We start from the raw sequence: 13,935 nt of genomic DNA, 5'->3' as shown, positions 1-13,935 counted from the left end.
AGATGTTAAAGCATTTTTTTCATATTACAAACCGCATAAACGCTTATTTATCATCGACTTTTCTTGTGCCGTCTTAGTGGCCGTTTTGGATTTGTTTTTCCCGATTGCGGTGCAATGGTTCATTGATACGTTGTTACCGGAAGGCAATTGGGGAAAAATTGTGCAAGTGAACATATTGTTGCTGCTTGTGTATTTGTTAAGCACGTTCATGAACTTTGTTGTCAATTATTTGGGGCACAAGCTTGGCATCAATATTGAAACGGACATGCGCCGGGATTTATTCGATCATATCCAAAAACAAAGCTTTAAATTTTTTGACAATACTAAAACCGGCCACATTATGAGCCGGATTACGAACGATTTGTTTGACATCGGGGAATTTGCCCATCATGGTCCCGAAGATTTCTTTATTGCCATGATGACATTCATCGGGGCATTTGTGATCATGTTCCAGATCAATCCGCCCCTTGCGTTGATTGCCCTTGTCTTCATGCCGTTTTTGATTTGGCTCGTGACTTATTGCAATACGAAAATGAACAATGCCTGGAAAGAGATGTACAGCAAAATTGCCGATGTCAATGCGAGAGTGGAGGACAGCATCTCGGGAATCCGTGTGGTAAAGGCATTTACGAACGAAGAGTTTGAAATGGACCGTTTCCGCAAGCAAAACGGCTTTTTCCAATCAGCCAAGCTTTATGCTTATAAAGTGATGGCGGGGACCCATTCAAGCATCTATTTTATGACCCGGCTTCTCACGCTGGTCATTTTGGTGGTCGGCGCCTGGCTGAGCTACAACGGCAAATTGTCCTACGGCGAATTGGTAAGTTTCGTTTTATATACGAACGTATTGATCAAACCGGTGGATAAAATCAGCGCGTTGTTGGAGCTTTATCCAAAAGGGATGGCGGGCTTTAAGCGGTTCCGCGAAATGCTCAGGCAGGAACCGGAAATCAAGGACCGGGAAAATGCCATTGCCGTCCCGCATTTAGAAGGCAATATTTCATTCAAAGATGTATCGTTCCGATATGATGAGACAAAACCCGTATTGAACAATGTTTCTTTTGATATTAAAGCTGGGCAGACCATCGCTTTCGTGGGTTCGTCCGGGGCAGGAAAGACGACCATCTGTTCGTTGATTCCCCGCTTCTATGATGTGGATGAAGGTTCCATCACCATAGACGGCATCGATATAAGGGATATGACCCAAAAATCCCTCCGGCAACAAATCGGCATTGTCCAACAGGATGTGTTTCTTTTTACGGGAACCATCCGCGAAAATATCGAATATGGCCGTTTGGGCGCCAGCTTTGAAGAAATTCAGGCCGCAGCCGAAAAGGCGCATTTGAAGGATTTCATTGAATCGCTTCCTGACGGGTATGATACTCAAATAGGCGAGCGCGGCCTGAAATTGTCCGGGGGTCAAAAGCAGCGGCTCGCCATCGCGCGGATGTTTTTGAAAAATCCGCCGATCCTGATTTTGGATGAAGCCACTTCCGCGCTCGATACGGAAACCGAGATGATGATCCAAAATTCGTTGAACGAGCTGTCCAAAAACCGCACAACGCTCGTCATCGCCCACCGGCTGGCGACGATCCGCAATGCGGACCGGATCTTTGTTGTCACGGACAATGGCATTGAAGAAGAAGGGACGTATGAAGAACTGCTCGCTTTAAACGGCGTGTTCGCAAAATTGCACAAAGCACAGTTTCAAAAAGCGGAAGAGATGGCTTACCTCAAGTAACATAACAGGAAGACATTAAAACGGAGCGAATTGATATTCGCCCCGTTTTTTTACTCATCCAATCGGAAGTTTTGTTAATTTTTTTGAAGCCTGCAAACATTGTTTTGCAGGCTTTTTTTATTTGGTTGCTCAACAGCGTCTTCGGTTTTTTAGCGGAATTGGTATTTCGACAGATAATATGGTTTTTTTGTAGAAATTTTTGTTTCGAAAATAATTGACGGGATTCGGTTCGGAAAATTAAAATTTCTGTACAAAATACGGTAATGTTTACCGCCTGTGCGTAAAAAAGAAGATTTCATGCATTTATCTATTATTTCATCGATTGAAATAGTTAATTTAACCCGTTTGAAATAGTAAACGGATAAAAAAAATTTTTGGAGGGATGGGGATGAAGGGGAAATTTCTTATCGCGATGCTGATGGGTGCCGTTCTGCTTTTGGGGTGTCAAAGCAATGCTGAACGGTATGGGGAACCTTTGATCTTTACGACCGGAACAACGACAGGGGTTTATTATTCGCTGGGGGCGGGTCTGTCGACATTGTGGACGAACGAAATGCAAAAAAGAGTGGCCTCCCAAGCGTCAAATGGAAGTATTGAAAACTTGAAGCTGATGAGCAAAGGAGAGGCGAATATCGCCTTTACAACCGTTAATTTTGCTTACGAAGCATACAATGGAACCGGCTCCTTCAAAGGGAAACCGTACAAAGGAGTCCGCATCCTGGCCAATCTCTACCCGAACGTCAGCCATATTGTGGCAAAAAACGACAAACGTATCCAAACGATCGAAGATTTGAAGGGAAAAAGTTTTGTTTTTGGCGCGGCTGGGAGTGCAACCGAAATCGAATCCAAACTGGTGTTGGAAGCCCATGGAATAGAACCCGATGAAGTAAAGGGGAATTATGTCGGATTTACGGAAGCGACGGATTTGATGAGAAACGGCCAGGTAGATGCCGTTAATATCTATTCCGGTGTGCCGTCAGCAGCGACGACGGAATTAATATCCACACTTGATACTAAAGTTCTCAGTTTTTCGGAGGAAGCGATTCATAAATTGACTGAAAAATATCCATGGAATTTTAAATATGTCATCGAACCAAACACATATGATAAACAATCCGAGCCCATTATTACCATCGGACAATATAGTGCCATCGTGATTGACGAAAGTGTTTCGGAAGAATCCGCTTATCAGCTGACCAAGCTGCTTTGGGAAAACGTTGAAGAACTTAGTAAATCATACAGCATCGCAAAACAGTTTGATCCGAAAAAGGCTGTTGAAGGCACTGCAGGAGTGCCGATACATCCAGGAGCTTTGAAATATTACCGGGAAATTGGAGTAGTGGAATAGGGGGGATTCAATGGTAACAAAAAATGAACTGAATGTGGATGTTCAACAATTGGTGGAAGTGGAGGAGAAATCGCTCCATTCAAGAAAGTATGTAGGGGTTTTTGGAAAAATCGTCGTGCTTTTGGCGGTTGTTTGGACCATTTTCCAACTTTACATGAATACATTTGGCATCATGGATGCCGTAAAATTCCGGGCATGGCATTTAGGGTTTCTGCTCCTGTTCAGCTTTATTTTTTATCCGGCAACGAAAAGGAGCGTCGGCACGCGGAAGCTGCCGACGATCGCAGATATTGTGTGCATTGTGTTATCCATTTTTGTCATCTCTTATTTGTTGATCACCTACGACGTCTTTGTGCGGGATCGCGCGGGAGAGAATACAACCTTTGATATTTATGTGGGAATTTTGGCATTAATTTTATTGTTTGAGGCGAGCCGCCGCGTCGTGGGAATGGGCTTGACGCTCATCGCTTTATTCTTCTTGCTGTATAATTTTTTTGGCGCTTATATTCCCGGATTGCTGGGGCATTACGGATTCAGTATTGAACGTGTCGTCAACCTGATGTATTGGGGTGGACAAGGAATATTCGGAACTGCTTTGGGCGTTTCTGCAACTTATATTTTTGTGTTTGTTTTATTTGGTGCCTTCTTAAAAAACAGCGGATTTTCGGATTTTATCAATGTACTGGCATTGACTATCGCAGGCAGGACTGCAGGGGGACCCGCAAAAGTGGCGGTTTTTGCAAGTGCATTAATGGGGACGGTCAGCGGCAGTGCGGTGAGCAATGTTGTGACGACAGGTACGGTGACCATTCCGATGATGAAAAAAGCGGGCTATTCCAAGAAGTTTGCAGGGGCCGTGGAAGCGGTGGCTTCTACGGGAGGATTGATTGCGCCTCCTGTAATGGGCGCGGCTGCTTTCATCATGGCCGAATACATGGGCGTATCTTATTCCATCATCATCCTGGCGGGTATTATTCCGGCCATCCTGTATTATTTGACGCTGTTCATGATGGTTCATTTTGAAGCGAAAAAGATGGGGTTATCAGGAATCTCAAAAGAAAATATACCAAACGCCAAAAAAGTGCTGAAAGAGGGCGGCCATTTATCCATTCCATTGATGCTGTTGCTTATTTTGTTATTTACCGGATTTTCGCCGTTATATGCGGCGATCATCTCCATGCTTTCCGTTGTTCCTGCGGCAGCCATCCGCAAAAGTACCAGAATGGGTTTGTCCGCGATCATTGATTCCATAGTGGAAGGGGTCAAAGGCACAATCAGCGTCGGTATTGCCTGCGCTATTGTAGGGATTGTGATTGCCACGATTACATTGACAAGTGTCGGTTTAATTATCGGCAATAATGTAATCAGCTTTGCCGGGGAAAGTGTGCTGATGGCAGCTTTATTGACCGCTTTGATCAGCATTGTCCTGGGAATGGGAGTGCCGGCGACAGCGGCATATATTATCGTGGCAACGATTTCCGTTCCGATTTTGGCGCAATTGGGGGTTGTACCGATTGCTGCCCATATGTTCGCCTTCTACTTTGCGGCGCTATCCAGCATTACCCCTCCCGTTGCTTTAGCTGCCTACGCAGCGGCGGGAATTGCGGGAGAATCTCCGAATAAAGTGGGAATGGAATCCGTAAGGTTGGGGCTGATGGGGTTTATTGTGCCTTTCTTCTTCATCTTCAATCCGACTTTGCTATTGACCGGCGGAACCGTTGGCGAATATATTTTTGCAGGCGCAACGGCAATCATCGGAGGGATTGCTTTGGCGGCGGGATTGAAAGGCTACCTGATTAGACAAACATTCCTGGCCGAAAGGATTTTATTATTGGCAGCGGGAATTTGTTTAATCGATACAAATCTCATCATAAATGCCATATCCCTATTGGCCGTAGGAGGGGTCCTGATGTCCCACCTTTTGATCAAATCAAAAACGGTTGAAATTGAGGAAAAGACGTCAATAGCGGAATAGCGAAAGGAAAATTTATAATATTTATGGAAAAATAGAGGATATTTCAGACTCCATAGCCCCATAAAAGGGTTTATGGAGTTTTTGTACGGCTCTTTTTAAGAAACAAACAACTTTTTATTGGTTTACATAATTTTTTTATGTACACACTCAGTAAAAATAAGATTATAAAACAATAGTCTGGAGATTATTCAAAAATCTCATTAGAATATATGGTAGTTCAACTATACAGAAGAGGTGGAACCATGTTTTACTTGACTCGGGAGCGGCAAAAAGTCTTCCAGGCGGCGAATCTTTTTCCTTTCGGGGAAGAGTTTGATTCCGAATTGGAAGAGAAGTTATATGAAGATTTGGCCAATTATTTGGATGTCATCCCGCAAAAATTTCAAAAGGAAATACTGGAACGGACGTTATTTTCCAATAATGATTTAATGAATGAATTTGAAGAATGGTGCAATGAAACAATCGACCGGTTTATTGAAAACAGCGGGGTTATTACTAAAAAACGTTATAGAATCATCCAAAATTTCCAGCCTTCTGTCCAAAATGTTTTTATCGAGTCTTTGCATGATGGTGAAATTTTGAAGGCCGAACAAGAAGGGAATGATATTGTCCTTTTGCTCAATATGGACGGCGGATTTACAAAGGAATCCATCGTGCAGCTGGTTTTTCATGATGCAAAAATGGAAGGGAATCTGGAAGGATATTATCTGCATGATGAACTGGATTCATCCGAAGACGGATTCGGATTGAGAATCATTTCCGGCTTCGGCTGCCCTCACGAAGAATGCACGATATATTTCAAAGATGTCACAGCAAATTGTTTATACCGTCCGGCCATTTATAGCGAACCCGGTGAAATCGGATCGTGGAGCGGCTATGTTGCATCGCTGAACCCGGACAATCAATATTTCATTGTAAAAAATTGCCGTTTCGTTGAAATTGATTTGGACAGCCTATCCCAGAAAGACGAAGGGATTTTTGCAGGGGATGAATGGTTGGGACGCACATTTGAGGAAGCAAAAGAGAAAATCCATTGCGCCCGATTTGAAGATCCTTATGCATACTTAAATGAGCTGTTGCCGGCGGAAAAATTGGGAACGGCTCTTTTTGATAAAGATCCTTTCGTCCGGTTAAGAGCCTTTAACACTCTATTTGAACTGGGAGAAGAAGCCGCGGGCATCGTCAATGATGCATTGCGTAAAATTGATATCAATGATGAGGAAAATATGGACTTTGAAACCGTGGCAAATTATTTTCACCGTCTTGATTGTTTGGACGAGGATGTAAAGCGAAAATGGATCAGAGCCGATGAAAATGATCATCTGGGCAAAGATTAAGTGTTTTCAATAAGAAACAGCCCCATCAATCAGGGATGGGGGTTCGTTCGTTTCCTAATAGTAGAAGAAAGTAATTTTTGTGGAAAAATAATGAGGGATGGCATTTGTTTTCTTCTCTACTGCCTTTTTTTCGTTTTTTTATTGTTAAACTTTTCTTCCGGTGTCAACGGCTCGTTTGCCAGTTCATGATCGAACTCCCTGGACAATTGTTTTCTGACGGCTTGCTCATCGCTGAAATTGCCGCTTAAATTTTTCTTTTCTCTGTTGCTCATTTTTACACCTCCATGGCTTTAGTTTGTCACGAGGGGTGGCGAATATTCTTTTTATTTTCCCAACATTTCTTCATCTCCCGAAAAGAAATCTGTGTCAAACGTCCAAACATTTTTTATGGACGGATGACCCTCTCCTTATTCGCGATTCATTCAAGAAAAATAAAAAGTTTTTGACGATTATATTAAAATTCGCTCATTTGCAGGAAAATCCAGAGAATATTAGGGTACAAATGTAAAAGAAATGGTAATCTAATATCAACGGAATCTTTATTAATATAATTTCCTCCGTTTTCAACTGGTGATTTGTTTGAAGAGTAGTGCTGGAGCCTCTTCAGGGTAGAGGGAGTGAATTTGCCAATGAATTATCATACGATGAACGTCAGTGAAGTGGAAAAAAGCCTAAATACCAATTTGTTTGAAGGATTGACAGAACAGGAAGCGAAAAAACGGCTGGAACAATATGGTTACAATGAACTCGAGATTTATAAAAAGCAATCGGACCTATGGCTTTTTTTCCGTCAATTTAAGGATTTTCTAGTTATCATTTTGCTGGTTGCCGTCTTGATCTCATTGTTTTTGGGAGAGTATGCAGATGCCATAACCATTTTGACGATTGTCATCATAAATGCGTTTTTGGGTTTTTTTCAGGAAAGAAAAGCGGAAAGGGCGCTGGAGGCACTCCAAAAATTGTCTGCTCCTCAAGTGAATGTATTGAGAAATGGCGAATGGATGAAGATTCCATCCAGGGAACTGGTTCCGGGGGATGTCATCCGGTTCTCAAGCGGTGACCGGATTGGAGCGGATGTCCGCATTATGGAATCAATCAGCCTTGAAATCGAAGAATCTCCTCTTACCGGAGAATCGGTTCCGGTCGAGAAGACAACGGATCCATTGGACGAAGAGGAACCCGGAATCGGAGACATGAGAAATATGGCCTTTATGGGAACCCTTGTTACGCGGGGCAGCGGAAAGGGCATTGTCGTCGGAACCGGCATGGAAACGGAAATGGGGAAAATTTCAGGATTAATGCAAAAGGCTGCCCAATCTTTTGAAACCCTTTTGCAAAGACGGCTAAAACAATTGGGGAAAATCCTCATTGTCGTCGCAGCGTTGTTGACGATTTTAATCGTTGTAATCGGCGTCATTCAGGACCGCGACCTTTATACAATGCTGTTGACAGGGGTCTCCTTGGCGGTGGCAGCCATTCCGGAAGGGCTCCCTGCCATAGTGACCATCGTTCTTTCCCTCGGGGTTACGCAAATGATCAAAAAGAACGCCATTGTCCGGAAACTGCCGGCCGTCGAAACCCTTGGCACGGCAACGGTCATCTGTTCAGATAAGACGGGAACAATGACGCAAAATAAAATGACGGTCACTCATCTATGGATCGGCGGGAAGACCTGGACAGTCGACGGATCGGACTATTCTCCTAAAGGGGCTTTTTATCACGATGGTTCGCCGGTCGATATCCAAAAAGAACCAGTTCTTCTTCAAATGCTGATGTACGGCATGCTTTGCAACCATGCCGAAGTGAGGAAAAAAGGCGATGAATATGTATTAGACGGCAGCCCGACGGAAGGCGCGATGCTGGTTGCGGCGATGAAGGCGGGATTTGACCGCCATCAATTGCTGGTGGACTATACCGTCCTTCAAGAGTTTCCCTTTGATTCCGCACGGAAAATGATGTCGATGATCGTAAAAGATCCGGACGGAAAACAATTGGTCATTGCGAAAGGGGCTCCGGACGTATTGGCAAATGTGAGCAGCCATATAATCTGGGACGGAAAAGCGCAGCCTCTGACATTCGAAATGAAGAAATCCCTTCGATCTGCCATTGATGATTTGAATTCCCGGGCATTAAGAACAATGGCAATCGCTTATAAAGAGTTGCCGCCGGATGTTTCCATCTCCGGGGCGGAAGAAGCGGAATCAGGACTTACGTTTATGGGGCTGGAAGGAATGATCGATCCGCCAAGACCCGAAGTGAAAGAAGCGGTGGAAGAATGCAAAAAAGCCGGCATCAAAACCATCATGATTACCGGGGATCATTTGATTACAGCCAAAGCTATTGCCGCAGAGCTGGGGATTTATCAAGAGGATAGCATGATAATAGATGGAAGAACGTTGGCCAAAATGTCCGTGGAAGAATTGGAAAAGGTCGTGGAAGATGTTGCCGTATTTGCAAGAGTTTCTCCTGAACATAAATTGAAAATAGTCAATGCCCTTCAACGGAAGGGACATATTGTTGCGATGACGGGCGACGGGGTAAATGATGCACCCGCCATTAAAGCGGCGGATATCGGCATTTCAATGGGAATTACTGGTACTGATGTTGCCAAAGAGTCTTCGTCCCTGATCCTTTTGGATGATAATTTTGCAACAATCAAAGCGGCCATTCAAGAAGGGCGCAACATTTATGAAAACATCCGCAAATTTATTCGATATCTCCTTGCTTCCAATGTCGGTGAAATGCTTGTGATGATTTTCGCGATTATTTGTGCATTGCCTTTGCCTTTGATTCCAATTCATATTTTGTGGGTAAATCTTATCACAGATGGCCTGCCCGCGATGGCTTTAGGGGTCGACCAGCCGGAAGAAGATTTGATGAAAAGCAAGCCGCGGGATCCTAAGGAAGGAATATTCGCAAGGGGGCTTGGCTGGAAAGTCATTTCACGGGGGCTTCTAATCGGCATTGTCACGCTGGCCGTTTTCTTGGTGACGCTTGAAAATCATCCGGATGATTTGGTATATGCCCAAACGGCAGCCTTTGCATCCCTTGTGATGGCCCAATTGATTCATGTATTTGATTGCCGCTCCAATAAATCGGTTTTTTCACGAAATCCATTCGGCAATCGGTATCTTGTCTGGGCGGTTTCATCTTCCCTTGTTTTAATGTTGATCGTCATTTATATACCGGCATTGCAGCCAATTTTCTCGACAGCTCCGATTCGATTATTGGATTGGCTGTTCATACTTTTGATGGCCAGCATCCCGACAATCCTGCCGGGTGCAATTGATGCCATCATCCTTAAAAGGAAATATAATTAGTAGTCCCTTTTTCGGAGATTTTGCAGTTCAAATATAATAATTACAGAGCGGATGGGGAAATTCTTTCCTCATCCGCTCTATTTTTTGTAATCCGAAATTATATTAATAAAATGTTAGAGCGGAAAGGGGCATCCTTTGATTTGGCAGAAAGGAGGGACAAAGGTTCAACAAAATTTCACTTATTTATGAAGTTATTACATTATATACTAGAAATATATAAGAATTATTTTTTTACATTTCGATCAATTCTAACCATTCATTTTGTAAGCGCTTACCTAATGTTTTCCTAACGTAATTTCTAAAAATATCAGCTTCTATTTCGTATGGAAGCGATACCGGAGGCGGATCTCAATGAAAAATGCGGTAAATGTTACATCGGAAATCGGAAAACTTCAGACAGTGCTGCTTCATCGTCCGGGAGAGGAAGTGGAAAATTTGACACCGGAATATTTGCAGCGTCTTCTTTTCGACGATATACCCTATTTGCCGATCATTCAAAAAGAACACGATGTTTTTGCGGAAACTTTGCGTGAAAATGAAATTGAAGTTCTCTATTTGACGGATTTGCTTTCCGAAGCTTTGCATTCGGAAGAAATCAAGGAACAATTTGTGCATGACATTTTGACCGAATCAAAGATTTCCGTCGATGATTCGTTCTATGTCATTTCGGAGTATTTGTTGTCCTTCGACACTCCCGAAATGATCAAAAAAATCATTGCCGGAGTACGCAAAGATGAAATCGAACACATCAAGAAAAAACATTTATATGAAATCCTCACAAGCCATTATCCATTTTATCTGGACCCGATGCCGAACCTCTATTTTACAAGAGATCCTGCAGCCGTAGTGGGCAACGGTTTGGCCATCAATAAAATGAGGGAACCCGCGAGACAACGTGAATCCCTTTTCATCGATTATATTGTGAACTATCACCCCCGCTTTAAAAATCAGGAAATCCCCATCTGGTTCAACCGTGACTTCGATTACCCATTGGAAGGCGGCGATGTGCTTGTATTGTCCAAAGATACGATCGCCATCGGCATCAGCGCCCGCACTGCTGCCAAATCCATCGAACGTTTTGCCTTAAATCTTTTCAACAACCAAAATTCCGTCAAACGCGTCCTCGCTGTCGAAATCCCGAAGAGCCGTGCTTATATGCATCTGGATACAGTCTTTACGATGATTGATGTTGATAAATTTACCATTCATTCCGCCATCCAGGATTCAAATGGTGAAATGGATATTTACGTCCTTGGACAAGGATCAGATCCGGAAACATTGAATATTGCCCACAAAACCAATCTGTTGGAAACGTTGAAGGAAGTCTTGGAACTTAAAGAAATTTTGTTGATTCCATGCGGAGGAGGCGACATCATCGCAGGTCCCCGGGAACAATGGAATGACGGTTCCAATACTTTGGCGATTGCGCCGGGAAAAGTCATCACCTATGACCGAAACTATGTGACGAATCAATTATTAAGAGAAAATGGAATAGAAGTGATTGAAGTGCCGAGTTCGGAATTATCGCGGGGCAGGGGAGGGCCACGCTGCATGAGCATGCCGTTGGTAAGAAAAGATCTGGAATAAAAAATGAAAGTGGGCAGGTTTATGCTCCCTTTCCAAGTGAGGTGCCTTAAAATGAAGGAATCAAAACAATTGGGGCTGTTTGCATTAATCGCGCTAGTTGTCGGTTCAATGATTGGCAGCGGCGCATTCAACTTGGCCGGTGATATGGCTCTCGGTGCCAATGCCGGCGCCATCCTGATTGGTTGGATCATTACCGGCATCGGGATTGTTGCGCTGGGACTTGCCTTTCAATATCTATCCATTCATAAGCCGGATTTGGACAGCGGGATTTATAGCTATGCCAAAGAAGGGTTCGGACCATTTTTAGGATTCAGCAGTGCGTGGGGATATTGGCTGTCTGCCTGGCTCGGAAACATTGCCTATGCGACGCTTGTCATGTCTTCCATCGGTTACTTTATTCCGGTTTTTGAGGGAGGGCAAAATGTCGCTTCCATTATCGGGGCATCGGTATTATTATGGGGCGTTCATTTTCTTGTGCTCCGGGGCGTACACTCCGCGGCTTTTATTAACACCATTACGACAATCTGCAAAGTGATACCGATTTTCCTGTTTATCCTGATTACCCTCTTCTTCTTTAACATTGACAAATTTACCTTTGAATTTTGGGGCAGCGGAGGATTCTCCTGGTCCAGTGTCGCTTCCCAGGTGAAAAGCACGATGCTTGTGACGTTATGGGTATTTATCGGAGTGGAAGGGGCCGTTGTCATGTCGGCAAGGGCAAAAAGCAAATCGGATGTCGGTAAAGCGACAGTCATCGGCTTAATCAGCGTTTTATTGATTTATGTATTCATTACAATCGTTTCGATGGGGGTAATGACAAGGGAAGAACTTGCGGCACTTCCAACCCCGACCATGGCCTATGTATTCGAAGCGGTGGTGGGAAAATGGGGAGCTGTATTCATTAACATGGGATTGATCATTTCCATATTGGGAGCCTGGCTGAGTTGGACGCTGTTTGCCGCGGAATTGCCCTATGAAGCCGCAAAGGACCGGGTGTTCCCAAAATGGCTGGCAAAGGAAAACATCAATAAGGCCCCGGTAAATTCCCTGTGGCTGACAAACGGTTTGGTGCAAGTTTTCTTGATTACCTTGCTCTTTACGGACAAAGCATACAATTTTATGTTCAGCCTGGCTTCTTCCGCCATACTCATACCTTATATGTTATCGGCATTCTATCAGGTGAAGCTGGTTTCTATTAAGGAAAACAGAAAACAATTCATCATCGGCATCATCGCCAGCATCTACACAATTTGGCTCGTTTATGCAGGCGGGCTGGATTATTTGTTGCTGACCATGCTGCTATATGCACCGGGCATTTTAATTTATAAATACACCCAGAAGGAATATGGCGTCACCCGGAAAGATACGGCGTTCGAGATTGCATTGATGATCATTTTCGTGATTCTTGCGGTTGTTGCATTAGCGGAAATTTTCACAGGAAAAATTGATTTCTGATGGGATGTGGAGCAGGTGAAGGAACAAAAGAAAGTGGTCATCGCATTAGGAGGCAATGCCATTCAGATTGGGGACGGTTCGGAAGAGGCCCAGCGACAGGCCATACGGAAGACCGTTTCCTTATTGGTGGAAATTGAGAAACTGGGCCATCAAATGGTGATTACCCATGGGAACGGTCCACAAGTTGGCAACATTTTATTGCAACAAAAAATAGCCGGAACAAAGGGGATTCCCCCAATGTCATTGGATACTTGCGGAGCCATGAGCCAGGGGATGATCGGCTACTGGATCGAAAAGGAATTGGATGATGCGTTGAGGGAGCAGGAAATCGAAAAAGACGTGGCATCCATCATTACAAGGACAGAAGTGGATCCGCATGATCCGGCCTTTGAAAATCCGACAAAACCGATTGGACCATATTATACATGGGAAGAAGCGCAGCAACTAATGAAGCAGACCGGCGCAGTGTATCGGGAGTTTCCTGGAAGAGGTTGGCGGCAAGTGGTGCCATCCCCGCAGCCAATGAACATCATTGAACACAATGTTATTGCAAAGCTTGTCAATATGGATTTCATTGTCATTTGCGCGGGAGGGGGAGGCATCCCGGTTATAAGGGAAGACCATAAATATGTCGGAGTGGAAGCGGTGATTGACAAAGATTTGGGGGCGGAAAAACTGGCGGAATTGATCAATGCGGACATTCTGCTGATTTTGACGGATGTGGATCATGTATTTCTGAATTTTGGCCGTCCGGATCAGCGGCCCCTCAGAAGCGTGACAACAGGCGAATTGAAGAAATTTATTGAGGAAGGCCATTTCGAAGAAGGCAGCATGCTTCCAAAAGTGGAGGCGGCAATCAAATTTGTGGAATCGAAACCGGGAAGGATTTCCATCATCACCTCTTTGGACAAAGCGCTCGATGCGCTGGAGGGGCAGGCCGGAACCATTGTTGAACCATGACAATTGGGGCCGCCCCGGCTGATCAAAAACTGCACATGTTTTCCAAGGAAAAAGGAAGCGGCGGCTCATTGCTGCCGCTTATTTTTTGTCTATCAAACTGAAAAAAAGGTAATATATTAATTGAAATTCAAGATTATAAATATTCAAAAAATTTAACAAATTCACTTGATGTTTACGTTAACGTCAATGATACAATATAGCCAAATTCGGGG

At 44.0% G+C, this 13,935-nt stretch carries 9 protein-coding genes; 8 read left to right on the top strand and 1 reads right to left on the bottom strand.

The genetic code is table 11. The features are described from left to right. Nucleotides 1-49 precede the first annotated feature (49 nt). The 4 genes from FKZ59_RS03760 (at nt 50) to FKZ59_RS03745 (ending at nt 6,401) form a co-directional block, all read left to right on the top strand. The gene (locus FKZ59_RS03760; protein WP_141601404.1) at nt 50-1,741 is read left to right on the top strand and encodes an ABC transporter ATP-binding protein; all 1,692 of its coding nucleotides are present in this window, start codon (nt 50-52) and stop codon (nt 1,739-1,741) included. Between the two features lie 388 nt (nt 1,742-2,129). Further along, nucleotides 2,130-3,089 (top strand): TAXI family TRAP transporter solute-binding subunit, encoded by a 960-nt coding sequence (locus FKZ59_RS03755; protein WP_181733168.1) that lies wholly within the window; start codon nt 2,130-2,132, stop codon nt 3,087-3,089. 10 nt (nt 3,090-3,099) lie between these two features. After that, a complete protein-coding gene (locus FKZ59_RS03750) occupies nt 3,100-5,064 on the top strand; it encodes a TRAP transporter permease (protein WP_141601402.1) in 1,965 nt (654 codons plus the stop codon). A gap of 242 nt (nt 5,065-5,306) precedes the next feature. Next, nucleotides 5,307-6,401 carry a DUF4085 family protein gene (locus tag FKZ59_RS03745; RefSeq protein ID WP_181733167.1) on the top strand — a complete coding sequence of 365 codons (1,095 nt, stop codon included), beginning with the start codon at nt 5,307-5,309 and terminating at the stop codon, nt 6,399-6,401. 116 nt (nt 6,402-6,517) lie between these two features. Here FKZ59_RS03745 and sspO read toward each other — a convergent pair whose 3' ends face one another. After that, a complete protein-coding gene (gene sspO, locus FKZ59_RS03740) occupies nt 6,518-6,673 on the bottom strand; it encodes a small acid-soluble spore protein O (RefSeq protein WP_141601400.1) in 156 nt (51 codons plus the stop codon). Nucleotides 6,674-7,030: 357 nt separating this feature from the next. On the opposite strand from sspO, the gene FKZ59_RS03735 reads away from it, so the two are divergent. The 4 genes from FKZ59_RS03735 to arcC all read left to right on the top strand — a co-directional run bounded on the left by FKZ59_RS03735 (nt 7,031) and on the right by arcC (nt 13,723). After that, nucleotides 7,031-9,721, top strand: a complete 2,691-nt coding sequence (locus FKZ59_RS03735; RefSeq protein WP_141601399.1) for a cation-translocating P-type ATPase — start codon at nt 7,031-7,033, stop codon at nt 9,719-9,721. Nucleotides 9,722-10,072: 351 nt separating this feature from the next. Next, the gene (gene arcA / locus FKZ59_RS03730) at nt 10,073-11,308 is read left to right on the top strand and encodes an arginine deiminase (protein ID WP_141601398.1); all 1,236 of its coding nucleotides are present in this window, start codon (nt 10,073-10,075) and stop codon (nt 11,306-11,308) included. 51 nt (nt 11,309-11,359) lie between these two features. Continuing rightward, entirely contained in the window at nt 11,360-12,763 is a 1,404-nt protein-coding gene (gene arcD / locus FKZ59_RS03725) for an arginine-ornithine antiporter (protein ID WP_141601397.1), read from the top strand. Between the two features lie 15 nt (nt 12,764-12,778). Further along, complete coding sequence (gene arcC, locus FKZ59_RS03720) at nt 12,779-13,723, top strand: carbamate kinase (RefSeq protein ID WP_141601396.1); 945 nt, start codon at nt 12,779-12,781, stop codon at nt 13,721-13,723. Nucleotides 13,724-13,935 lie beyond the last annotated feature (212 nt).

The sequence above is a fragment of the Ureibacillus terrenus genome (genome assembly GCF_006569205.1).
Lineage (GTDB): Bacteria > Bacillota > Bacilli > Bacillales_A > Planococcaceae > Ureibacillus > Ureibacillus terrenus.
Note: the sequence above shows the minus strand (reverse complement) of the source record. Positions and strands in the feature narration are given on the sequence as shown.

What these genes read in the sequence shown, in the direction of transcription:
- FKZ59_RS03755 (WP_181733168.1), top strand. Translation starts at nt 2,130, where the DNA reads ATGAAGGGGAAATTTCTTATCGCGATGCTGATGGGTGCCGTTCTGCTT.
- FKZ59_RS03750 (WP_141601402.1), top strand. Translation starts at nt 3,100, where the DNA reads ATGGTAACAAAAAATGAACTGAATGTGGATGTTCAACAATTGGTGGAA.
- FKZ59_RS03745 (WP_181733167.1), top strand. Translation starts at nt 5,307, where the DNA reads ATGTTTTACTTGACTCGGGAGCGGCAAAAAGTCTTCCAGGCGGCGAAT.
- sspO (WP_141601400.1), bottom strand. Translation starts at nt 6,673, where the DNA reads ATGAGCAACAGAGAAAAGAAAAATTTAAGCGGCAATTTCAGCGATGAG.
- FKZ59_RS03735 (WP_141601399.1), top strand. Translation starts at nt 7,031, where the DNA reads ATGAATTATCATACGATGAACGTCAGTGAAGTGGAAAAAAGCCTAAAT.
- arcA (WP_141601398.1), top strand. Translation starts at nt 10,073, where the DNA reads ATGAAAAATGCGGTAAATGTTACATCGGAAATCGGAAAACTTCAGACA.
- arcD (WP_141601397.1), top strand. Translation starts at nt 11,360, where the DNA reads ATGAAGGAATCAAAACAATTGGGGCTGTTTGCATTAATCGCGCTAGTT.